At 57.5% G+C, this 23,798-nt stretch carries 19 protein-coding genes; 5 read left to right on the top strand and 14 right to left on the bottom strand.

Going from position 1 to position 23,798, the window contains the following annotated elements; all coding sequences use genetic code 11:
• Positions 1 to 4: 4 nt before the first annotated feature.
• Both PuT2_RS04875 and accB read right to left on the bottom strand, forming a co-directional pair.
• Positions 5 to 1,399, bottom strand: a complete 1,395-nt coding sequence (locus PuT2_RS04875) for an acetyl/propionyl/methylcrotonyl-CoA carboxylase subunit alpha (RefSeq protein ID WP_093969894.1) — start codon at positions 1,397 to 1,399, stop codon at positions 5 to 7.
• A gap of 3 nt (positions 1,400 to 1,402) precedes the next feature.
• Positions 1,403 to 1,903 (bottom strand): acetyl-CoA carboxylase biotin carboxyl carrier protein, encoded by a 501-nt coding sequence (gene accB / locus PuT2_RS04880; RefSeq protein ID WP_093969895.1) that lies wholly within the window; start codon positions 1,901 to 1,903, stop codon positions 1,403 to 1,405.
• A gap of 253 nt (positions 1,904 to 2,156) precedes the next feature.
• On the opposite strand from accB, the gene PuT2_RS04885 reads away from it, so the two are divergent.
• Entirely contained in the window at positions 2,157 to 2,972 is an 816-nt protein-coding gene (locus PuT2_RS04885) for a helix-turn-helix domain-containing protein (RefSeq protein ID WP_093969896.1), read from the top strand.
• Positions 2,973 to 2,993: 21 nt separating this feature from the next.
• Here the strand turns inward: PuT2_RS04885 and PuT2_RS04890 are convergent, their stop codons facing one another.
• Genes PuT2_RS04890 through cphA (PuT2_RS04900) form a run of 3 tightly spaced genes read right to left on the bottom strand, consistent with a single transcriptional unit; the run spans position 2,994 to position 8,813 of the window.
• Positions 2,994 to 3,980 carry an NADPH:quinone reductase gene (locus tag PuT2_RS04890; RefSeq protein WP_093969897.1) on the bottom strand — a complete coding sequence of 329 codons (987 nt, stop codon included), beginning with the start codon at positions 3,978 to 3,980 and terminating at the stop codon, positions 2,994 to 2,996.
• Between the two features lie 27 nt (positions 3,981 to 4,007).
• Positions 4,008 to 6,584: a cyanophycin synthetase gene (gene cphA, locus PuT2_RS04895; protein ID WP_093969898.1), complete on the bottom strand. Its 2,577-nt coding sequence runs from the start codon at positions 6,582 to 6,584 to the stop codon at positions 4,008 to 4,010.
• A gap of 15 nt (positions 6,585 to 6,599) precedes the next feature.
• Positions 6,600 to 8,813 (bottom strand): cyanophycin synthetase, encoded by a 2,214-nt coding sequence (gene cphA / locus PuT2_RS04900; protein ID WP_093969899.1) that lies wholly within the window; start codon positions 8,811 to 8,813, stop codon positions 6,600 to 6,602.
• A 186-nt stretch (positions 8,814 to 8,999) separates the two neighbouring features.
• On the opposite strand from cphA (PuT2_RS04900), the gene PuT2_RS04905 reads away from it, so the two are divergent.
• Positions 9,000 to 11,237 carry an ABC transporter ATP-binding protein gene (locus PuT2_RS04905; protein ID WP_093969900.1) on the top strand — a complete coding sequence of 746 codons (2,238 nt, stop codon included), beginning with the start codon at positions 9,000 to 9,002 and terminating at the stop codon, positions 11,235 to 11,237.
• Positions 11,221 to 11,688, top strand: a complete 468-nt coding sequence (locus tag PuT2_RS04910; protein WP_093969901.1) for a DUF1854 domain-containing protein — start codon at positions 11,221 to 11,223, stop codon at positions 11,686 to 11,688. The genes PuT2_RS04905 and PuT2_RS04910 overlap by 17 nt, the downstream gene beginning before the upstream one ends.
• Before the next feature lie 56 nt (positions 11,689 to 11,744).
• On the opposite strand, the gene PuT2_RS16190 is transcribed toward PuT2_RS04910, so the two are convergent.
• On the bottom strand, positions 11,745 to 13,355 hold the full coding sequence (locus tag PuT2_RS16190) for a methyl-accepting chemotaxis protein (RefSeq protein ID WP_093969902.1): 1,611 nt from the start codon (positions 13,353 to 13,355) through the stop codon (positions 11,745 to 11,747).
• 190 nt (positions 13,356 to 13,545) lie between these two features.
• Here PuT2_RS16190 and PuT2_RS04920 point away from each other — a divergent pair, with 190 nt between their 5' ends.
• Positions 13,546 to 14,025 (top strand): PaaI family thioesterase, encoded by a 480-nt coding sequence (locus PuT2_RS04920; protein WP_093969903.1) that lies wholly within the window; start codon positions 13,546 to 13,548, stop codon positions 14,023 to 14,025.
• On the opposite strand, the gene PuT2_RS04925 is transcribed toward PuT2_RS04920, so the two are convergent.
• The 5 genes from PuT2_RS04925 to PuT2_RS04945 form a co-directional block, all read right to left on the bottom strand.
• On the bottom strand, positions 14,020 to 15,219 hold the full coding sequence (locus PuT2_RS04925; RefSeq protein ID WP_093969904.1) for an MFS transporter: 1,200 nt from the start codon (positions 15,217 to 15,219) through the stop codon (positions 14,020 to 14,022). The genes PuT2_RS04920 and PuT2_RS04925 overlap by 6 nt on opposite strands.
• An 82-nt stretch (positions 15,220 to 15,301) precedes the next feature.
• Positions 15,302 to 16,018, bottom strand: coding sequence for a tellurite resistance TerB family protein (locus tag PuT2_RS04930; protein WP_093969905.1), 717 nt, complete (start codon positions 16,016 to 16,018; stop codon positions 15,302 to 15,304).
• A 12-nt stretch (positions 16,019 to 16,030) separates the two neighbouring features.
• On the bottom strand, positions 16,031 to 17,137 hold the full coding sequence (locus PuT2_RS04935) for a porin (RefSeq protein ID WP_093969906.1): 1,107 nt from the start codon (positions 17,135 to 17,137) through the stop codon (positions 16,031 to 16,033).
• A gap of 18 nt (positions 17,138 to 17,155) precedes the next feature.
• Positions 17,156 to 18,676 (bottom strand): BCCT family transporter, encoded by a 1,521-nt coding sequence (locus PuT2_RS04940; protein WP_093969907.1) that lies wholly within the window; start codon positions 18,674 to 18,676, stop codon positions 17,156 to 17,158.
• Between the two features lie 91 nt (positions 18,677 to 18,767).
• Positions 18,768 to 19,355: a TetR/AcrR family transcriptional regulator gene (locus PuT2_RS04945; RefSeq protein WP_158214009.1), complete on the bottom strand. Its 588-nt coding sequence runs from the start codon at positions 19,353 to 19,355 to the stop codon at positions 18,768 to 18,770.
• Positions 19,356 to 19,507: 152 nt separating this feature from the next.
• On the opposite strand from PuT2_RS04945, the gene PuT2_RS04950 reads away from it, so the two are divergent.
• The gene (locus PuT2_RS04950; protein ID WP_093969909.1) at positions 19,508 to 20,713 is read left to right on the top strand and encodes a multidrug effflux MFS transporter; all 1,206 of its coding nucleotides are present in this window, start codon (positions 19,508 to 19,510) and stop codon (positions 20,711 to 20,713) included.
• Positions 20,714 to 20,787: 74 nt separating this feature from the next.
• Here PuT2_RS04950 and PuT2_RS04955 read toward each other — a convergent pair whose 3' ends face one another.
• The 3 genes from PuT2_RS04955 to PuT2_RS04965 are packed head-to-tail and all read right to left on the bottom strand — an operon-like array spanning position 20,788 to position 23,527.
• A complete protein-coding gene (locus PuT2_RS04955) occupies positions 20,788 to 21,618 on the bottom strand; it encodes an SDR family oxidoreductase (protein WP_233574780.1) in 831 nt (276 codons plus the stop codon).
• 47 nt (positions 21,619 to 21,665) lie between these two features.
• Positions 21,666 to 22,199, bottom strand: a complete 534-nt coding sequence (locus tag PuT2_RS04960; protein WP_093969910.1) for an aromatic-ring-hydroxylating dioxygenase subunit beta — start codon at positions 22,197 to 22,199, stop codon at positions 21,666 to 21,668.
• 5 nt (positions 22,200 to 22,204) lie between these two features.
• Complete coding sequence (locus PuT2_RS04965) at positions 22,205 to 23,527, bottom strand: aromatic ring-hydroxylating dioxygenase subunit alpha (RefSeq protein WP_093969911.1); 1,323 nt, start codon at positions 23,525 to 23,527, stop codon at positions 22,205 to 22,207.
• Between the last annotated feature and the right edge of the window lie 271 nt (positions 23,528 to 23,798).

Genomic DNA, 23,798 nt, shown 5'->3' on the forward strand with positions numbered 1-23,798 from the left:
GTGTTTAACCTTCGTGTGCCATCGCCGTCCGATCGGCCAGATAACGGCCCAAAAAGCCGGTATCGACCCCGCCCTCGGTAAATTCGGGCGTATTCAGAACATCGAGGTGCAAGGCAATATTGGTTTTGACGCCGGAAATCACCGTATCGTTCAGGGCCTCGGCCAACGCACGTCGCGCTTCGTCGCGCGTACCGCCATAGGCAATCACCTTAGCGATCATCGAATCGTAAAACGGCGGGATCGTCGCGCCCGCCTGCATATGAGTATCGATGCGAATACCGGAACGCAGCGGAAACTGTGCGGCGTTGACCCGCCCCGGTGAGGGCTGAAAATCGCGGTCGCTGTCTTCGGCGTTGACACGGCACTCGATGGCGTGACCCGTGACGCGAACATCGGACTGCGCCCAGGGCAGTGCATGCCCCTGCGCCACGGCCAGCTGTGCTTGCACCAGATCAATTCCCGTGACCAGTTCGGTGACGGGGTGTTCAACCTGGATACGGGCGTTCATTTCGAGAAAATAAAACTGGTCGCGCTGCACGTCGACCAAAAATTCGATAGTGCCAGCACTGCGGTAACCGATGTATTGGGCAAAGCGCACGGCCGCTGCATGCAAATCGGCACGCATGGCATCGGGCAAATTGGGGGCTGGGGCTTCCTCGACCAGCTTTTGGTAACGACGCTGGACGGAGCAATCGCGATCGCCCAGGTGAATCACCGATTGGCCATCGCCCAACACCTGCACTTCAACGTGACGCCCCTGGGTCACAAAGCACTCAATGTAGACCCGGCCATCGCCAAACGCAGCCAACGCCTCGGCACTGGCCAATTCGAACAAACGGATCAGGGCATCGCGGTCGTCGGCACGCTTTAGCCCACGCCCACCGCCGCCGCCAACCGCTTTGATCAACACAGGGTAGCCAATTGAATCAGCAACCGCCAGCGCTTCGTCAAGCGAAGCCACGGGCCCGCCCGGTGTAATGGGCACGTTGGCCTTTTCGGCAATCAGTCGAGCTTCAAGCTTGTTGCCGACACGCTCGATTTGTTCAGCCGTAGGCCCAATGAAGACCAGATGGTTGTCTTCGCATGCCTGCGCAAACTCGGCACGCTCGGACAAAAAGCCATAACCCGGATGAATGGCCTGGGCGCCAGTGGACAAGGCCGCCTGAACGATCGTGTCGATCTTCAGATAGCTATCGGTTGCGCGGCCGGGGCCAATACATACGGTGCGATCAGCCAACTGGGCGCCCATACTGTCGCGATCTGCGGTTGATACCACCAATACACTTTCGAGCCCCAAACGCTTGAGCGTGCGCAGAACGCGCACGGCGATCTCGCCCCGGTTGGCCACCAGTACCCGACGAATCGGCCCCTGAACGGCGGCTTGATCTGCCTGCACCATGACTTAACCCTGGGTTGCGCGAACGCGCATCAAGACCTGGTCGTACTCGACCAAATCGCCATCTTTGGCCAGCACCTCAACAACCTCGCCGCTTACCTCTGCGGCGACCGAGTTCATAAGCTTCATGACTTCGATAATGCCGATGACGGTGTCGGGCTTGACCTTGACGCCCGCTGCGACGAACGGGTCGGCACCCGGCTTGGGCGCCCTGTAGAAAACACCCAGCATGGGCGCGCGCACGTCGAGCAACCCAGCCGCTGAAGACGCGCCTACGCCGGAAGCCGCAGGGCTAGCGGACGGTGCGGCGGCAGGCGCAGGTGCAGGTGCAGCAACATCGACAGACCGGGTCGGCGCAGGGCTGACCGATGCCGCCAGCGGTGCAGCACCCGCGCCGTTGCGACGCAAATCGAGTTTGATGCCATCAGCTTCGAGATGGAGCTCATCGAAATGCGAGGTGTTGAGCAACTGAATAATGCGTTGCACGTCGTCGTGCGTAAAGCTCATGACCGATACTCCGTTGGCACTACGTGCCGGTTAGAATCTGACCCACCCGGAGAACGATATAAGGTTTTCAAAAACCATGACCTGCTGGCAAAGTGCCACAGCACCAGCACAGCACAAGAACCTAGGTAAAAACCCTTAAGATCCTTGTGTCAAGCGTGTCTCCAAGCGTTTTGTATTTTTTTCAATGTTGCCCAAGCCCGACGCAAGGTGCTAGCATCACCAAGCAAGTTTTCAACAGGTGAAAAGCGTCGCCATGCGCGAATACAAAGTAAAAACCATTCGAGCACTCGATAGAGGGCTAGAGGTGCTGGACTATCTGCACCGTTCGCGCAACGCCAGCCTGCACGACCTGCACTTGGCCACCGGGCTACCCAAGGCCACGTTAACGCGGGTAATTGCAACGCTAGAGGCTCGCGGGCTGATCTGGCAACGGCTGGCCGACGGCGCCTTCATGGCCAGCCACACTTACCAGCCTAGGCCGCCGCAAGTCAACGACGAGAACTTTCTGGTCGAAGTAGCCTCCCCTATTCTTGAGCGGCTTTGCCAAAAGGTAAATTGGCCGTCCATTCTGGCTGTGCCCCGGCTGGACCACATGGAAGTCATTGAAACCAACAGCCCTCGCTCCTATTTCTCGCATATTCCGCTGGGTCCCATCGGGTTTCGCGTCAATATGCTGCGCTCGGCCACCGGCCGCGCGTATCTGGCGTTTTGCAGCGAAGCAGAACGCGCGGCGGTGCTGCAACGCTTACGCACCAGCAACGAGCCCGGCAACTATCTGGCGCAACGCCCCGAAACGGTGATCGCCCTTCTCGAAGAGACCCGCAATCGCGGCTATGGCATTCGGACTGAAGACTTTGGCGGGCACTATGACAAAACCCGGCGCGAATTCAACGACGGGCGCGATTCGATTGCAGTGCCGGTTTGGGCAGGGGAAGAGGTCGTGGCGGTGGTCAACCTGACCTGGATGCACAAAGTGGCCACGGTTGAACAAATGGTGAAAAAGCACCTGGCCCAGTTATCGCAGGCGGCACGTGAAATTTCGGTCAGGCTGATGTCGCACGAGCAGTAGGCACACCCCCAGCCCGCCGATTTAATCGTGTGCGATGTCTACAACAACCGTTCCCAGCTTCTTACCCGACTCGACCATTTGATGCGCGTTGACGATGTCTTCAAGCGCAAACCGACCAGCTACCGCATGACGCAGCGCCCCGTACTGCAACAACCCCGCGACCGTGTCCAGGCACGCTGCACGATCGGCAGCCGGCAGATCGTAGACCAAAAAGCAATGCAGGCTGTTCGAGTGCCACAGCAACGTGCGTAAATCGATGGGCAACACGCCTGTAGTGTTCGACCCATAACAAACATAGCGGCCGTGAGGCTTTAAAACATTTTCAGACAGCAACGCTGCGGTAGACGAAAAGTCCATGTCGATGATGACGTCGACCCCATGCCCTTTGGTAAGCGCGAGCACTCGCGCGCCGACAGCCTCGGTTTTGTAATTGATAATTGCGTGCGCACCGGCCTGTTGTGCGTGTCCGGCCTTTTCGGGCGAACCTGCCGTGCCCAGCACCTGTGCACCCGCTTGCACAGCCAACTGCGTTACGTAATGACCCACAGCATTGCCTGCACCGGTCACCAACACAGTTTGCCCGGCCAAGTTACCGGCCAACCGAATCGCCTGAACCGCAGTCAGCAACGGAATGCCGAAGCCGGCCGCAGATGCGAAGTCGACCGTATCGGGCAACAATACCGCTTGCGCATCGGGCAGCACGACATACTCGGCGGCTGTCCCCCAGGCGCGGGCCCACTGCGCATTCCAGACCCAAACCCGCTGCCCGAGACGCGCCGGATCAACGCCCGCCCCAACCTGGTCGATCACGCCCGCACCATCGCTATGCGGCACGATGCGCTCAAAATCGAGCGGGCGACGTTGACGAAACTTGACGTCGGACGGATTGACCCCAGACGTATGCACCCGAACCCGGACCTCTCCGGGCCCGGCCTCGGGTTGGGGCAAATCACCCACCGACAATACATCGGCGGCCGCACCATTTTGCGTATACCAGGCAGCTTTCAAAACGTTTCCCTTGTCGTTGTATAACGATCAGGCCGCCTCAGCCACCCTGCGGGCAATATGTGCCAATGCTTCTTCAACCTGATCAATCAGTATCAGACACAAGTCACCCGCCTTCAAACGCTCCAAAGCCAGATCGATAGCGACGAATTCGCCGTGAATTTCATCAACCTTTTGCGCACGCTTGGCACCCGCCAACCCCTGACGCAACAAGGCGACCACTTCACCTTCGGCGCGGCCACGCTGACACATGTCCTCGTAAAGAATAACCTCGTCAAAGGCATCACCCAAAATCTCGGTTTGACGGGTAATGTCTTCGTCGCGCCGATCGCCAGCGCCACTGATGACGACACTGCGATGCGTTGCAGGCAACTGGTCAACAGCCTGCACCAGGGCCAGCATTGCATCGGGGTTGTGCCCATAATCGGCAATCACGGTCGCGCCGTTATAGCTGAACATGTTGAATCGACCAGGCGCGGTTTGCGCATCGTTGACGAACGACGCCAGACCTTTTTGCATATCTTCGAAGGACAAGCCCAACGCCCAGGCCGCCGCCATCGCAGCCATGGCGTTTTCAACCTGAAAGCCAATACGCCCATTCTGGGTCAGCGGAATGCCTGACAACGCGAAACTTTGCTCTGAAGCACCCTCGGCCAGAATAATGCGCCCAGGCTCGACGAATACCACCCGCTGACCTTGCGCGCGATGCGTGGCCAGCACAGGGTGAGACGGATCGGTTGAAAAAAAGATCACTTGGCCGGGGCAAGTGGCGGCCATCGCTGCGACGATCGGGTCGGCCGCGTTCAACACCGCGGTTCCGGTGGGTGCGACATTCTCGACCACCACACGCTTCACGGCGGCCAAGTCTTCGACCGTAGTGATGTAATTGAGCCCCAGATGATCGCCCACGCCGATGTTGGTCACCACGGCGACGTCGCATCGATCGAAGGCCAATCCTTCACGCAAAATCCCCCCGCGTGCTGTTTCGAACACTGCGGCATCTACGTAAGGATGCAGCAACACATGCCGTGCACTACGCGGCCCGCTGCAATCGCCCGTATCAATACACTGGTTGCCGACATAAACGCCGTCAGAGTTGGTCATACCGACACACTTGCCGGTAACCCCCAACAAATGGGCGATTAAACGGGTCGTCGTCGTTTTACCATTGGTGCCAGCCACGGCGGTTACCGGGACGCGACCTGTTTCACCCTCGGCGAACATCGCATCAATAATCGATTCGCCCACAGGACGGGGCTTGCCAAACGAGGGCGCCAGATGCATGCGTAAACCCGGCGCTGCATTAACTTCGACAATACAGCCGTTCTCTTGTGTCAGGGGTTCGAAAACGTTTTGCGCCACCAGATCAATGCCGCAGATATCAAGACCTACCATACGGGCAGCCGCGACGGCCACCTCGGCCAGCTCGGGGTGCACCTGGTCGGTGACATCGGTGGCACTGCCACCGGTGCTAAGGTTGGCGTTATTACGCAAGGTAACCAAGACGCCGTTTTCGGGAATTGAATCGGGTGTATAGCCTTGCCGGGCCATGGTTGAAAGAGCGATTTCATCACCCAGGCGAATACGCGTTAAAGACGTACCATGGCCTTCGCCACGCGCTGGATCGGCATTGACGGCTTCAACCAGCTCGGCAATGCTGCGCACGCCATCGCCAATCACTTGCGGCGGGTCGCGTCGGGCCGCAGCCACCAACTGATTGCCGACGACCAACAACCGGAAGTCGTGCCCGGGGAAATAGCGCTCAACAATGACATCATTGCAAATGTCGACCGCAACGTGAAAGGCCTGCAAAACGGCTTCCTGGGTTTGCAAATTAACCGCAACCCCCTTGCCCTGATTACCGTCGCGCGGCTTGACGACCACAGGCAAGCCTACACTCTGTGCCGCCGCCCAGGCCTGGTCCGCATCTTGAACGATACGACCCTCGGGTACCGAAATACCTGCCGACGCCAAAAGTCGTTTCGTCAGCGCCTTGTCTTGTGCGATAGCCTCAGCAATGGCACTGGTGCGGTCGGTTTCAGCCGCCTGAATACGCCGCTGGCGACGCCCCCAGCCGAACTGCACAAGACTACCTTGGGTGAGGCGATGATACGGAATGCCGCGGCGTTGTGCGGCCTGAACAATGGCCCCAGTACTGGGGCCCAAGCGTACATCCTCGTCCATTTCGCGCAAGCGCGCCAACACCAGCGCCAGATCGAACGGTTTGTCGGCCAACGCAGCGTTGCACAAATCACGCGCGTCATCGAGCGCCTGACGACCGACCTCTTCCTCGGTGTACTCGACAATGACCTGATAAACACCTGGTTCGAAGGTGGGGGCAACCCGGCAAAAAGAAACCGGACACCCGGCTAACGCCTGCAATCGCAATGCCGCACTGGCCAGAACATGCGCCATCGATAACGGCTGCTCTTGCCCCGCCGGCTTCAGCAGATCGATCTCCGGGAAGCGGGCGCGAATGCGCACTTCGAAACCATCCAAGGCTTCGATATCCTGCTCTTGCGAATCGCAAGCGACCACCGCCTCGACAGAGGTCTGCCGACCCCAGAGATTTGGGCCGCGCAATGCCCTGATACGTGTAATTTCCATCGACCACTTACCCCGTCAAGGATGAACGGACGGCGAAACAGCCGATCCGCTTTGAACCATGCCTTCGGAAGCGGCATGCCCATAGGTTTGAATACCAGCACGAATGACCTCGGTTTGTACGCCTAACGACCACGCTGCGGCCACTGCTGCCAGTACGGACTGCGTCAATACCGGCGAAGTTGCCCCATCGATCACAGGCACCATCGCCAGCTCGGTCAACACAGACTGCTCGGCGCCATCCAGCATGAGGATCCAACCGTCTTTTGCGACTACTGCCCGACCGCTGTTGGCGCGGTGCGCAACAATAGCCTCACTGCCCGCCGACATGCCAAACAGCACAACGCTGCCATCGCACAGATCGGCCATTTCAAGAACAGCCGGATCATCGGCATTCAGCACCGCCACGCCATGCTTCTGCACCACATCGATCTGGGTGCGATACACCTTGAACAATTGGTCGGCATCTTCAATATACAAATCAGGTAAGGTTTCGCCTGCTTCGATGCCAGTTACCACGCCTACCCGGCAACGTTCGTAGGCCAGCCCCTCGGTCAGAATGGTTCGGGCGCCATTTTCTACGACAGCTGCCTGAACAGCCGGGTTCAGCAAAATCCGGCGCGCGCAATCCCAACCATCACAGTCGTCTGCGCTAACCAGGCGGCGATCAAATACCAAGCCATCGCTACACGCAAGCCCGACGTAATAACCCTGCAAACGCAGCAAATGCGTCAAGATGCGCGACACCGTCGTTTTACCGCGGCTGCCGGTGATCCCCACCACTGGAATCTGGCCATTGGCGTCGCCTGGAAACAGATGGTTGATAATGGCCTCGCCAACGGGCTGGGCCTCGCCGGCAGAAGGCTTAAGGTGCATCAACAACCCCGGCCCCGCATTGACTTCGACAATGGCGCCGCCCTGCCCAGACAAAGGCAGCGCAATATCGCTGACGACCAGATCAATACCGGCGATGTCCAACCCCACCGCCCGCGCGGCAAGCACAACCAAATCACGGGTTGTGGGGTGTACCTTGTCGGTAACGTCAATCGAGACATTGCCATTGCGTTGAATGAGGACACGCTTGCCTGCGGCAGGCACCGACTGGGCGTTATACCCCTGACGACCAATTTCAAGACGTGCCGCCGAGTCGAGGCGTACGATATTCAGGGGCTGAGTTTCATCACGACCACGACGCGGGTCAGCATTGATCTGAAGCTCAATTAAAGCCTCGATGGTATTGACGCCATCACCTACCACGCTTACCGCGTCACCACGGGCGGCAGCCACCATCTGGTCGCCCACAACCAGTAGACGGTGCTCATCGCCAGGAATAAAGCGCTCGACCAGCACGCCGCTACCTTCATCAACCGCTACGGCGTATGCCGTTTCAATTTCCTCGCGCGTGGTCAGGTTGGTAAAAACACCACGGCCGTGATTGCCGTCGGTCGGCTTGACCACCACCGGCAACCCCAGATCCGTCGCCACCTCCCAGGCCTGATCCACGGTGTCGACTTCTTGCCCCTCGGGCACCGGGACACCGCAACGACCCAAAATTTTGCGCGTGAGATCTTTATTACCTGCAACGCCCTCTGCAATCGCGCTGGTCTGGTCGGTTTCTGCTGTCCAGATACGACGTTGCGCGGCACCGTAACCCAGCTGTACCAGGTTGTGCTCGTCGCTTAAGCGAATCATGGGAATGTCGCGATCATCGGCGGCATTGACGATGGCCTCGGTACTTGGCCCCAACCGCAAATCGGCCGCAATGTCGCGCAATTTCTCGACAACAGCATCGACATCGTAGGGGTGGTCTTCGATGGCCGCCATAACCAGGTCACGCGCGGCCAATACGGCTTCGCGGGTCAGGGGCTCGCACCAAGCGCGAACCACTACCTTGTAAACGCCCCGCACCGAGGTTTCGCGCGCGCGGCCCAGGCCACCCGGGAAACCCGCCAACGTTTGCAACTCGAGCGCCACATGCTCAAGGATGTGCGCCGGCCACGTACCATCGCGTAACCGTTGTAAAAAACCACCACGTTCACCGACACTGCAACGGTGCTCAACCAGCCCGGGCAACCATGTCGCCAGACGGTCGTTAAAGCCAGGTAAGAGGTTGGAGGGGTAATCTTCGAGCTCGCCGATATCGACCCAAACTTCAAGCAAAGGTCTATACGCCCAGATACTGGGGCCGCGCAAAGAAAACATCCGAAGGATATTGATCTGTTTTCTGGACATGAGAAAAAGCCGGAGGACGGCAAAAGAGATACGCTGGAACCCAGAGAATTCTGGTGCACAAATTAGACTCCTGCCGCAGCAACTGTGCAACAAAATACTCGCGCCAGATCACGTCTGACGCGATAATGTCGCAAATCTGCATAAACCCGCCCTTTGCTCTGGTCTTCGCCGCCTCACGCTCCTTTCATGACTGCTCCCACCTCTATAACCTTGCCCGTTGCCGGGCAGTACACGCGCGAATGGCTCGACCAGATCCAGACGAAACTCCTGGCTGATGAACGCCTGATCGGCTGGATGGCCCTTGATCTGGACACAGACATGGCATTCCGGGCCGGCATCTTGGTGCTGACCAATCAACGCCTGCTCTCACGACACGCGGAACAGGCCGATTGGGACGCACACACGCTGTCATCCGAAAGCCAGCTCGACCATGTCGACCAGCACGGCGTAGGTCATATCAACCTACACAATGGCAAGGCCACCACAGGCCGGTGGCACTACACGCTAAGCCAGGGGCCGGCGGCAAGGCATTTGCTTGACCAGTTTGCAGCCTTCAAGCACGGCCACCCCGTCGCAGACACTGCGACAGCCCAACCCGAGGTGACCGCACCCGCTAACCTCGTCAGCCCGCCTTCAACCTGGGCGCTGTTCCGGCTGTGGCGCTTTGCCCGGCCCTACCAATGGCCTTTATTCATCGGGTTTGTGCTGACTATCACTTCAACAGCCGCCGCGTTGGTCCCCCCCTATCTGACCATGCCGCTGATGGACAAGGTGCTCATCCCTTTCCAGAATGGCGTACCTATCGACTGGACCCTGGTCAAATACTACCTTGGGGGTCTGCTGCTGGCGTCGTTGCTTGCCTGGGTACTGGGCTGGGGCCGCACCTACCTGCTGGCCAAAGTCAGCGAACGCATCGGCGCCGACCTGCGCACCACCGCCTATCAACACTTGCAAACCCTGTCGCTGCAATACTTTGGCGGCAAACGGACAGGCGACCTGATTTCCCGCATCGGTTCAGAGTCTGACCGGCTCTGCGTTTTTCTGTCGCTGCACCTGCTCGATTTTTTAACCGACGTCCTGATGATCGTCATGACGGCCATCATTTTGTTCTCGATCAACCCTTGGCTGGCGGTGGTCACGCTGATTCCGCTGCCCTTCATTGCCTGGCTGATTCATCTGGTACGCGACCGGCTGCGCCATGGTTTCGAACGTGCCGACCGGGTCTGGTCAGAACTGACCAACGTACTGACCGATACCATTCCCGGCATTCGCGTGGTCAAGGCCTTCGCCCAAGAAAAACGCGAAGTGCAACGGTTTCGCGATGCCAACGACCGCAACCTGGTCATTAACGATCGGGTCAACCGTTTATGGGCGCTGTTCTCACCCACCGTCACTTTCCTGACCGAAATCGGTTTGTTGGTCGTGTGGGGCTTTGGCATATGGCTGGTTTCGGTTGAAGAAATCACGGTGGGGGTACTGACCGCCTTCCTGACCTATATCAGCCGGTTCTATATCCGGCTCGATGCCATGAGCCGGATCGTGTCGCACACCCAGCGCGCTGCAGCAGGCGCCAAGCGTATTTTCGACATTCTCGATCATGTTTCAAGCGTCCCAGAGCCCATCAAACCCAAGCACCTCGCCCGCGTCGAGGGCGGGTTGCAACTGAACCGCATCGGCTTTCGTTACGGCAGCCGACAAGTCATTCATAATCTCAGCCTAGATATTCGGCCCGGCGAAATGATTGGCCTGGTCGGTCATAGCGGTTCAGGCAAAAGTACGCTGGTCAACCTGATCTGTCGCTTCTACGACGTGACAGAAGGCAGTGTCCGCATCGACGGGGTCGACATCCGCGACCTGCCCATCGCCGAGTACCGGCGCCACATTGGTCTGGTCCTGCAAGAGCCCTTCCTGTTTTTTGGCACCATTGCCGAGAACATTGCCTATGGCAAGCCCGAGGCCTCGCGCGAGGACATCATTGCTGCAGCCAAGGCGGCACATGCTCACGAGTTCATTTTGCGACTGCCCCATGGCTACGACTCGCTGGTCGGCGAGCGTGGTCAGGCACTCTCCGGCGGCGAACGCCAGCGTATTTCCATCGCGCGCGCGTTGCTTATTGATCCGCGCATCCTCATTCTTGACGAAGCCACGTCGTCGGTCGACACGAGCACTGAGAAAGAAATCCAGACAGCCCTGGACAACCTGGTCAAAGGCCGCACAACCATTTCTATCGCCCATCGCCTCAGCACGTTGCGCAAGGCCGATCGCCTGGTCGTCATGGACAAGGGACAGGTCGTAGAAACTGGCCGTCACGACGACTTGCTGGCCAAAAACGGCGCCTACGCCCGCCTGTATCACGCGCAATCACAACTCAACGATCTTCAACCGGCATCGGCCGGCAGCGAACGCCATGACAACGACGACTAATCTTGATTTGATCCGCGATGCCATGGGCCATTTGCAACTGCGCCACGACGGTCAAACCTGTCGGGTATCGGCGGTTCGCAACTTCCCCATTACTGCCCCGGCCGAAGCCATTTCACTGGTCAGCCCCGAAGGTAAGGAGCTAGCGCAAGTGGCCAACCTGGAAGGTCTGGACGCGGCGACCCGCGCCCTGATTGAGTCGGACTTGACCCAGCGCGAGTTCACGCCAGCCATCTTGCGTATTGCGCGAATATCAAGCCGCGCGACACCCAGCACCTGGGACATCGAGACCGACCGCGGCCCCACTCGCCTGACCCTCAAAGGTGAAGAAGACATCCGACGCCTGAACGCGTCGACCCTGCTGATCACCGATAGCCATGGGGTGCAGTTCTTGTTGAAGTCGCTGTCATCCCTCGATCGGCATAGCCGCCGCCTGCTCGACCACTTCCTGTAAAAAATCGGGCCGGCAATAACACCGGCCCGGGGCATGCATTACACGACAGAGACAGCTTACGCCGACAACGCCGGACGAGCGCGAGGCAAGGCCCGACGCCGTTCTTCGTCGACGACGACAATAGCGTCAAGATCAATCTTGAACGTAGCCACCAACTGAGCCAACGTACCCGCTTGCTCACGCATGCTGTCAGAAGCTGCGGAAGCCTCTTCAACCAGGGCCGCATTCTGTTGCGTCACTTGATCCATTTGAGCCACGGCGTCATTCACTTGGCTAATGCCGGTACTTTGCTCGTGACTGGACGACGAAATTTCGGCAATGATGTCAGCCACCCGCTTGATACTGTTGACGGTTTCTTCCATGCTGGTGCCGGCTTCAGCCACCAGGCGATTGCCCTCTTCGGTAATCGATACGGCCGAATCAATCAGACCTTTGATTTCCTTGGCGGCCTGCGCACTGCGCTGGGCCAACGAACGCACCTCGGCCGCCACCACGGCAAAGCCTTTGCCTTGCTCGCCGGCGCGGGCCGCTTCAACAGCGGCATTCAGCGCCAGAATATTGGTCTGAAAAGCAATGCCGTCGATCACACTGATGATGTCGACAATTTGCTTGGCTGATGCATTGATCGAGCCCATCACGCCCACCACCTGAGACACCCGGTCGCCGCTTTGCTCGGCCACACGGGCGGCTGTGCCAGACAAACGATTGGCTTCATTGGCGTTATCGGCGTTCTGTTTCACCGTGGTAGTCAACTCTTCCATCGTGGCGGCGGTTTCTGCCAGAGACGACGCCTGCTCTTCGGTGCGGGCCGACAAGTCAATGTTACCCGCAGCAACCTGGCCGGCCGCTGTGGCAATCGATTCAGCCCCCGATCGGACGTCGGCCACTACACCCAGCAAGTTGTCATTCATGCGCTTGAGCGCACGCAACAAGGTAGCGACCTCATCGTCACCACGGATTTCGACATGACTGGTCAGATCGCGTTTGGCCACAGTTTCGGCAAAACCCACGGCACGGCGCAGCGGCACAACGATAGAGCGCGTAATGAAGAACGCCAGCAAAATGCCCAGCACCACCGCACCGACACCCACCACGATAATCAAAACAATGCCGAACTCGTTGTCCCTGTTAAGACGTTCGCCATCCTTCTGAATTTGGTTCTGCTGGTTGGCCTGCAAGGCATCAACGGCATTCATGTAGTGGTCGCGCAAAACGTCCATATCTTTCTGGAAGAATTGATTCGCTTCGTCGAAACGCCCCTCTTGCTGAGCCTTCAGCGCCTTTGCACGGGCCTCGCGATATTCGGCGCGACGCTGCTGAGCGGCCTCGAAAAGGCGAATAGCCTCTTCATTCACCAATGCTTTACGTAACTCGGCCTGAATCTCTTCAGAGCGTGCGGTCAGACTTTCAATCTCTTTGGTAAACGCCGTGTATTGATCAGGTTCAACAATCAAGGACAAGGCCGCAGTGCGGACCGTGTTCAACTCGATTATTCGGTTCCAGTCTCGCGTCAATCGCTCGTTATTTACACGAACATTAATAATGTTGTCAGCCGTTTCGGTAGCCGCCTGCATGCGCAACACCCCCACCACCGCTAAAACCGCAATCAACAAAAGCATCACCAGAAACGCCAGCGACAGCCGGGTTCCGATTTTTAACTTACTCAATTTATTTCTCCGTGGCGCGCGCCGGCGCCGGTGACAGTACGTGTCGTAAACTATGACGTAACTTTGGGGTAACGGCAGAAATGCGCCGAAATTTAGATTTTTTTACAAATGAATCGGCTATACGGCCTAGGTAAAAACCTAGGCCGCACGACTAGCCAGCCCTACTTATTTTTGCAGCAAGGAAAAAATCATGAGCCAGATGGCGGAACTGGGCACCCACCTGACAGGGCTGGAACAACTGAAAACCATGGCCGAACGAGACATTCGTTGCGGCCTAGGAGAAACACTGGACATCAAGATGACCGAGGCTCATGATGGCCGAGTCGTTTTTGAAGGCACACCCGACGTGCACCTGTACAACCCCAATGCGGTCGTACACGGCGGTTTTATTGCCAGCATGCTTGATTTTGCATGCGGCTATGTTGCGCTAAGCAAAGTAGACCCGGGCTACACCATTGCCACAGTAGAAATCAAAATCTCGTATCACCGCGCCGTAACCAAAGACACCGGCCCTATCAGAGCGATAGGATCGGTGGTGAGTGGCGGGCGACGGATGATTTTTACAGAAGCAAAATTGGTCGACGCCAATAACAAGTTGCTGGCGTCGGCCACATCCAGCGTCATGGTGTTACCTATTGTGCAAGAGCCCGCCACCGACAAAGCATCATGAGGCCGCGCGAGCCCGGCGCACAAACAGGGCCAACAGCGCAAACCCAACCATCGCTGCAGGCACCAATGAGCCGATATTCAACCAATACCACCCCTGTGTAGTCACCAGCGCGCCCGAACTAAACGACGAAAGCGCCATCACAATAAACACAGAAAAATTAATGGCCCCTTGCGCCTTATCGCGTTCTTCGGGCGTATGGGCGCGGGTGGCCAGGCTGGTCGACCCAGTGAACAGAAAGTTCCAGCCTACCCCCAGCAAGAACAATGACACCAGATAGTGCTCGAAGCTGACGCCGGACAATGCAATAAAAATACATGCAAAGTTCAGCACAACGCCGGCCGCCATGATCTCGAGGGCGCCATAGCGCTTGATGAGCGCTCCGGTAAAGAAACCGGGGGCAAACATGCCAATAACATGCCATTGCAATACCATGGCTGTGTCGGCAAACGCAAAACCGTCAACTGCCATGGCCAGCGGGGTCGCGGCCATTAACAGGTTCATGATGCCGTAGCCAAACGCCGCTCCCAGCGCAGCAACAATAAAAATGGGCTGGCGAACAATTTCCGATAGTGCTCTCCCTGTTTCTTTGGGCGCCTGGGTGCGCTTGTCATCGGGGAAACGGATAAAGCGCATGAGCACCATGGCCAACACAGCCAAAACAGCCAGCGCCAGATACGCCCCCATAAAGGGGTATGCCGCCACATCTTTGGTGTAGCGTGCCAGATTGGGACCAATAATGGCGCCAATCAAGCCGCCCGCCAAAACCCAAGAAATCGCCTTGTCGCGCAGGGTCAAAGACACCACCTCGGCGGCTGCAAAACGGTACAACTGCCCATTAGCACTGTAGTAACCCGCAACCACCGTAGCCGCTACCAATAACCAGAACTGTTTGGTAAATACTGCCAGCGCACACAGCAAGGCCGACACCACGGCCACCAACAACCCAAGCTGAAACGACTTTTTTCGACCAAATCTGCTTTGCGTGCGCGCCACCGGCGCAGTCGACAAGGCGCCGCCGACCACGTACCCCATGATCGGCAAGGTCGCCATCCAGGGGACGGGTGTTAGGTCGAGCCCCACCAAACCATTAATGGCGATGAAGGTCACGTTATTGGTGAAAAAAAGGCCCTGGCAGATAATCAGCAGGACCAGGTCTTTGTTGAAAAGACGTGACGAAGAAGCTTGAGACGACATGTAAACGCCAGAGTATGGCCGGGCGCATGGATACTGGCTCCAACGCCCGGCTTTGAGTTAAGCCCCTACAGGCTGAGTAAAATTACAAGGCTTTAAGCTGGGCCTCAAGGCGGCCTTTAAGCGACGGGTCAAGCCTGAGTTGACGGGCCAGCTCATCGAGGTAGGCGCGCTCCATAAAGCTTTCTTCGTCGACCACCAGCAAACTGGCCAAATAAACCTCGGCGGCCATTTCGGGGGTGGTCGCCATGGACGCCACAGCCGCCGGATCGGCCGGCTTTTGCAGTTCGGCATCGAACCATGCGCGATCGGCCGGGCTACTAGCCACACGCAACACCTCGCCTTCAATCAGCTCACGCTCTTGCGGGCCGATATGACCGTCGGCCTTGGCGGCAGCAATCATGGCCGCCAGCACTACACGACTGTGTTGCTCGGCATCAGAGGCAGACCAGCCCAGGGCCGCAGGTGCCGCCGCTGCGGGCACAGCCCCATAACCTTGAGCAGGCGCGGGCTGCGCCGGCGCTTGCCCTGCAGGCGCCTGCTTTCCCGACTGCCAGTCTTGGTAGGCTTTTAACGCCACTGCCCCCAATGCTGCGGCCGCGCCATAAGTGGCCACCTTGCCACCCATTTTTCGGAATTTTTTATTACCCAGCAGCAAACCCAGCACACCGCCAGCCACGGCGCCACCGCCAAAGCCGCCCATGCCCTTGCTTTTGGCCATATCGCCCAACGCACCGCCAGCCGACTGACCCAGGCCTTGACCTGACTGCAACACCTGTTTCAATAAGTCTTGTACCGACATTGCACTACCTCTTTAAAAATCGTAGCGGGCGCCCACCAAAAACACACGGCCACCGTTAATGCCCGACACCGACTCGGCCAGACCGCCACGCTTGGCCGTAATAGCCGCCGTATTGCGTTCGTAATAGATCTCGGCAAAAAGCTTCAACTGGTCGTTGTATTGATGATCGAACCCAAGGTGCACAATCGTATCACCGTAATCTTGCACATTGGCCAACATAGCCCGCACTGTATTAGCGCCAAATGTGTAAGCAGCCATGACATTCACCGCCTGGTTACCATCGCGCGAAAAACTACCCGGCGTTTGGTTGCCCGAATCAAACCATTCGTATTTGGCCGCAAAATACCAGGGGCCTTCGGTGTGCGAGGCCGACAGGCCGTAAATACGATTGCGGCCAAATCCGGCCTGGCCGCGGTCGTCCATGCCAGCCGAAATAAGGGTACCCGCAAATGGCGCATACGATGCAGTGACCTGAACCCGCCTATCGTCGATACGTGCCGCAGACCGTCGGTTGCCAGACGGCGCCGAATACGAGCCCGCAAACGAAAGACCGAGAATTTCGGGGCTGTAGTAGGACACGGTATCGGCCACCCGCGACGATGTATAGGTAGCAAACCCACTGTAATAGCTGTTGAACTGATCCAACGGCGCCGCAATGGCGTTGTAGTAAGGCATCCATTGCTGGCCGTACGTTAGCTTGCCCAGGCGCGTATCCAGACCAACCTGGGCCAGTCGCAGACGCGCCCCCTTGTCGCGTCCCGCCCCACCTTGATCGTAAGGGTCCCGAAACCGCAGGTTGGCGGTATCAAACGGGACTTCGACCTGGCCAAACACCGCAAAATTTTCACTGAAGCGGTAGCCCGCCTTAACCCCCAAGCGGGAATACGCGTCGCGCAGTCCGACGTAGTCGTCCATAGCGCCTCGATCGTGAGGTCGAACCGCTTCAGCCTGCATACGCACCGACCCATAGACCTGCGCACTGGCACCCAACACGTCGGTTTGGGCGGCGGCCATCCCGGCGGTAAGGCTCAGCACCATGCAAACGGCCACAGCTGCCTTAGGGCGAGCCTGCTCATGGGCGTGACAAACCGCGCCATTATTAAAAAGTAGTCGGCTCATGTTTCCCCCTGTCATCGCCTAAGGCTTGTCGGCCAGCGCGCGAAGACGGCGGCGAAGCTCACGCTCCTTGCGCTGCTCTTCACGCCACTCGGCCCGAATGGCACGCCACAACGAATACACCGTCAGAACAATCACCACAGCAAACGGTAGTGCAAAAACGATAGTGGCCGTTTGTACCGCTTGCACGCCACCGGCCAGCAATAGGCTGGCTGCAATACCCGCAATCAGCAGCCCCCAAAGAATTTTTACCTGTGTGCTGGGGTCTTTAGTACCACCAGTGCTCATGATGCCCAACACCAAGGTCGCCGAGTCACCCGACGTGACGAAGAACACCAGAACCAAAATGGTCGCCACCACCGACATCAGCAGGCCAAAAGGCAGGGCCTCGAACATCGTAAACAAGGCAGTCGATACGTCAGCTTTAACCGCCTCGGCCAAAGGCACCGAAGCCCAGATCTCCATGTGCAAGGCCGTCCCCCCGAACACGGAGAACCACACGAAGCCCGCCAACGTAGGCGCAAATACAGTGCCCAGAATAAACTCGCGAATAGTTCGCCCCTTGGAAACCCGGGCAATAAACAGACCCACGAAAGGCGACCAGGAAATCCACCACGCCCAGTAAAAGACTGTCCAGCCGCTGACCCAACCGCTCTCGCGAAACGGCGTCGTTCGCAGACTCATACGCACAAATTCGCTGGCGTAAGCGCCAAGCGTTGTGGTGAAAGTATCGATAATGGCTACAGTCGGCCCCAGCACGAACACTGCCAGCATGAGCAGCAAAGCCAGTACCAGGTTGATGTTGGATAACCATTTAATGCCGCGCGACACGCCCGTCACTGCCGACGTCAGGAACAACACGGTGGTAACGGCAATGATGGCGACCTGAGTGCCCGCACTGATCTGCAAACCAAACACAGCATTAAGCCCGCTGTTGATTTGCAGCGCCCCGATGCCCAATGAAGCCGCCACACCAAAAGCGGTGGCAATCACTGCCAGCACGTTAACCAAAGCCGACAACCGAGGCGCCCAAGACCAGGGCAAGGCGTCGGTCGCTGCACTAACCAAGGCCGGCTTACCTCGACGAAATGAGAAGAACGCAATGGCTAACGCAACCACGCTGTACACCGCCCAAGGATGCAAGCCCCAATGAAAGAAGCTGTAGCGCATGGCGGCATTGGCCGCTTCAGGCGTTTGTGGAGCAATACCCGGCGGCGGCGCGCCATAGTGTGAAATGGGCTCGGCCACACCCCAGAAAACCAGGCCAATACCCATGCCGGCCGCAAAAAGCATAGCAAACCAACTCACCAGAGAGAACTCTGGCTCGTCGTCTTCACTGCCAAGTTTCAGGTCGCCATAGCGACTGAACACCAGCACAGCGGCAACGACCACCAGGCCCAACACGACCCATAAGTAAAGCCAGCCAAAGTTGACGCTTATGGTGCCAAGCAAATAATTGAATACGCTGCCTAACGAATCGGGCGCGACGACGCCCCAGACAACAAAAAGCAAAATCAAACCCGCCGAGAGCAGTAATTGCATTTGGGGTCTCCGGTTTAAAACACCTGAGCATTTTACATTTTGAAGCAGAGGAAGCCGTCAAAGTTGGCCTGGGACAAGCCTGATCAAGGTTTCATGAGCTTGCTTCAGAGAGAAATAAAGCCTGAACCAGTTGGTCAACCAACTGATGCGCTTCGGCCAAATCGGCCTGCTTTCCTGTCACCAGCGCTTCGAGCAAACAGCGTCCCAACGTGCCGCCGAACAGCACGTCAGCCAACTGGTCGTCGGGCAGTTTGGTCCCGCGTTGAGACGCAGGAACTTGACGCACGGCCTCTATAAGTGACTGTCGCCCCGCCATGAAGGCCATTTCATAGAAAATGCCGCTGGCAACCCCCAAGCCGGCATTTTCGCTGATGGCCACGCGACACAAGCGTATGTGCCGCTCAGACAACACATGATCAGCCACCAGTTTTAAGCGCATTGCCAGCAATTGGACAGGATCTTCGCCATCTGCTTTTTCGATAGCATTTGCCCAGATATCTGATGCACTGACCAAGGCCGTCAACAAGGCTCGCTTGTCGGTAAAACATACGTAAAGCGATTTCTTCGACATGCCCGCCTCGGCGGCTATGTCGGCCATAGTGACGCGCTCATATCCACGCTCGCCGAATAGCCGTTCGGCCGCATCAAAAATAATCTTGATGCGCTCTTGTGTAGACATGACGGGTGGGCGCCCAAGGCGCGGTGAGGACACTTTCGAGGTCATTGTCTAAAACTGATCTTGACTTAGGAAACCCATTGGTTTCATAATATACACCCTTTTACTCTCGCAGAACTGGCAGGTATAGCAATCTTGTTACCGGCCAAGCCCAAATGACACCATCACACGCCGACGCTCCTCGTCAAGGCATCTCACTTCCGATTATTCTAATTGCCCTGACGGCCATCGGCCCCCTGGGTATCGACATGTACTTGCCTGTCATTCCCGACATGGCCAAGGCATTAGATACGACCGAAGGCGCCGTTCAGCTTAGCCTGATGACGTTCTTCATCGGCCTAATGCTGGGTCAATTGGCGTATGGCCCTCTTTCCGATAAATTCGGCCGTAAGCCCCTCATTTATCTGGGCCTGGGCATTTTCACACTCGGCTCGATCGGCTGCGCTTTAGCCGACAATATCGTGGCATTCCAATGGTTGCGCTTCGTTCAGGGCATTGGCGCTTCGATTGGCATGGTCATTGCCTTTGCGATTGCCAAAGACCTTTTCAAGGGCCAGGCACTGGGCAGCATGATGTCGCTGATATTGGCCGCGCTGGGTTTGTGCCCCATTCTTGCGCCCATGTTGGGCAACCTGGTTGCCCAACTGGACTCATGGCGTGCCATATTCTGGACACTCATGATGTATGGGCTAATACTAGGCGCAGGGGCGGCAATCTTGTTACCCGAAACGAGGGGCCATGCCGAACGCAAGGCCACCTTGGTTGGTCAGACACTTCAAAACTACAAAAAAATTCTGATCGATCGCGCGTTCCTGCCTTATGCCTTGGCATTATGCATTGCCCAAGCCGGCTTTTTTACCTATATCGCCGGGTCAGCCAGTGTATTCATCAGTCAATTCAATTTTTCGCCCACACAGTTCAGCCTGTTGTTTGCGCTAAATGCGCTAGGTCTGGTCGCCGCGTCAATCAGCAACCCAAAGCTGCATGCACGCTTCGGCCCTGTAGCAACCTACCGTTTTGCCAACACCACTTACTTTGGACTTATGGCCCTACTGCTGCTGTATCTGGCAGCCGGGGGGACGAACGTCATTATCTTGTCGACAGGCCTGTTTTTCGCTTTGGCCATGATGGGGTTCATTATGCCAACAGGCAGTACGTTAGCCTTAATGGAACAACGGCAATTGGCCGGAACGGCATCTGCATTGCTAGGCGCCATGCAGTTCGGTGCGGGGGCCGTCATGACGGCGCTTTCAGGTGCGCTGGCCGGCTTGGGCGCAACCGGCATGGTGCTGTTAATGACAACCAGCAGCGTCGTTTCGGCCCTTATTTGCTGGACACTATTTCCCAAACGGCTTCGCTAGAAGCGCAACCCCATACGCGCTAAGCCACGCCCGACAACGACGGCGCGCTAGACACAATGACGGCCTAACGTGGCTTAAGTAGCGGTATCTTGCCCAGGCGCCAGTTGCGCAAACCAGGCGCGTGGCGAAATGCCGCGGTCGGGGCCAAGCATCGAAAAGCCACCGTCGACGGGCACGTCGGCTCCGGTCATCCACGAGGCCTTGTCGGTAGCCAAGAACGATACGACATGGCCAATTTCCTCGCCGCGCCCAACTCGCCCCAAAGGGTGAAAGTGGGCGCCAACAGCGTCGGCAGTTTCGATAGAACCACCACTCATCGACTCGGTCGAAGGCGACCACGTCCAGGCCGGCGACACCGACAAAACCCGAATGCCTTTGGGTGCAAGATCGACGGCAAAATTGCGTGTAATTTGCAAAATAGCGGCCTTTGACGCCGGGTAAATGGCACGGCCCGCCGCGCCAAATTTACCCCCCGTACTGCCCAGATTGATGACCACCGACCCTGGTGCCATGTGCGGCACAGCCTTTTGCGTAAAAATGGCCGCTGAAATCAGGTTGACGTTCAGGGTTTGAAACCACTGCTCACGCGAAGACGCCAACCCCTGATCGGCATAACTGCAGGCATTATTGACCAGCATATCGATGCGCCCGAACCGCTTGACCGCAAACGCTATGCACCGATCGATCGCCTCGTCGGAAGTCACGTCGGTTTCGAAGAAAACAGCACGCTCACCGATACCGGCGGCCACTTTATTACCTGCCTCGGCGCCGCGGCCGACCAGCACCACATGGGCGCCATCGTCGGCCAACACCTTGGCAATATCGGCGCCCAGGCCCTGAGAGGCTCCGGTAACAATGGCAACCTTACCGCCCAAGGGCAACTGCAGTGTTTGTGCTTGTGTCAATGTTTTCTCCTGACGTTGATCTTCCAACAAGGCTTGGCCCAGTCAATTTACATATGCATGTCAAGCATGCCGAAGACGCCTTCACAGTTGGTCAGATTGACGCGCTTCAGGTGAATCGCCCAACCGCCGGACTCGGTGGCGGCCAGCTTGTGATACACCGTCGCGCCCAACTGGCGCGGCTCGTTGCGGTACTCGGTAAGCTGCAGGCTGGAGCGCACAATAATGCGGCCTTCAGCATCGGCGCCATCGATCATGACATTGCCTACGAGGCGGCTACCGTAAGTCGGCGGATGCTGCGACCAGTTGCGGGCGTGGTTAACACGGCGCACACGCACCTCGCGCAGCATCGCATCTTCCCAGAACAGCGACACATGGTCGAACGGGTTTTCTTGCCCCTGTTTGCGAGGCGCCCAGTAACGGCCTTCCGGCGTCCAGAGTTTCAGCCAGTCATCAAGCTTGCGATCATCAAGCAAACGCGCTTCGTGGAACAGAAACTGCTGGATGCTGTGGTAAGTCTCCAGCGAAGGAGAAAGGCTGGAAACGGGTTCAACGGAAAAGTCAAAAGTACGATCAAGCAGCATGGTGATTACTCCTGTGACTGTGCGCTGTTACCGGACAGCATGTACTGCTTCCAGGCCGCAAACTGGTTACGCATGGGCAGCTCGCTGGTGCCATTGACCGACACGGTGCCTTCGGGGGTTTCTTTATCGGTGCCGGCATAACGGTGATGACTGACCCACTCGCCGCCACGGGTCATATTGCCCTCTTGGCAACGGCGATAAAGTTCGACATCGTCTGGCATGACGTTGGACGATGGCGAGTTAATGACGTTGGTGTACGTCAAGGCGCGGTCAAATACCGAGTCAGGCGCGCCTTTCAGGCGGAACGTCTGGATTTCGATAAGCGTGCGATTGACGCTGATGGGGCGAATAACGCGGAACTGCTGGAACACCGTATGAGGCGAGCCGCTGCCGTAGATAACGGTGTTGTGGCGGTTCATACCCAAAATGGCACGCGCCTTTTCTTCGCCATGCACAGCCGCCAACGACTCGAAGTGCGCGCGCGAGACCGGGTCGCGGGTGGCCGCGGCGGGGTCAAAAATGGCTTCCATGTAGCCGTGGCCATTCTTGTAGGCACGCAGCTCAAGCTTTTCCCAGAATTCGTAAGGCTCACCGTTGCCGTCCATAATCAGCAGCTCGAACGGCATTTCACCCAGATGTTGGGCTTCATCGCGCGCCGCCATGAAGGACGATTCATGCGTAATGGGCGCATGCATGGTGTCGTGAAGGTTCTCGTAGAAGACCTTCCAGTTGGACAACTGCATCACCTGGAATACACCACCAACGACCTCGACCTCGCCTTCGGGCGAACGGTCGCACAGGTTATCGATAGAGGACGCGGCACCGTCAAGGAAGGTCACCAGATCAGGGCCTTCAGCCGACTGGCTGGCAAACACAAAGCCGCGATACGAGTCGACACGCGCCAGGGGACGCATGGAGAAATCGGGGTGAGACTTGTCGAAGGTCGTACCTTCCATGCCATTGCGCAACGGTACCGACAGCAACGAACCGTCAAGCTTGAATGTCCAGGCGTGGTAGGGGCAGCGGAAAAACTTCCCTGCACAGCCATCGCCCTGGGCAACCAGTTGCGCCCCTTTGTGCGGGCAGCGGTTATAAAGCACATTGATCTTGCCATCCGTGCCCCGTGTCATGATCACGTCTTGGTCACCGATACGCGTGGTGTGGTAGTCGCCTGGGTTTTTCACCTGGCTTTCATGACCAACGTAAATCCAGGCCTGACCATAAATGCGGTCCATTTCCAGCTGGAAAAGCTCGGGATCGGTGTATACCCGTTTATGTACGCTGTCTGAACGAACCAGACCCGCAATTTCCTCGTTGCTGATGCTCATGTTGTCCTCCAAACGGTTCAAGAGTCATTCCGTAGGAGGCAATTTATTACGCAGCGAAAATGCGCAATAGCCGTTACTTGCAGCGGTTGTCCGCTTATGGCAGCGTAGCCTGACCATACCGGGATTAACCCTGTTTTTTGCATGATTCGGATAAACCATTCGGGGCTGATGCCTATTTCGGATAGTGACACCCGGCGAATTCAACAAGAATGGCCACCTTGCAGCTTTACCTTGCAGCGCAGTTGCGCCTGCAGCAACAACCCCTCAACAT

The organism is Pusillimonas sp. T2, assembly GCF_002236805.1.
In the GTDB taxonomy this organism is placed as follows: domain Bacteria; phylum Pseudomonadota; class Gammaproteobacteria; order Burkholderiales; family Burkholderiaceae_B; genus Neopusillimonas.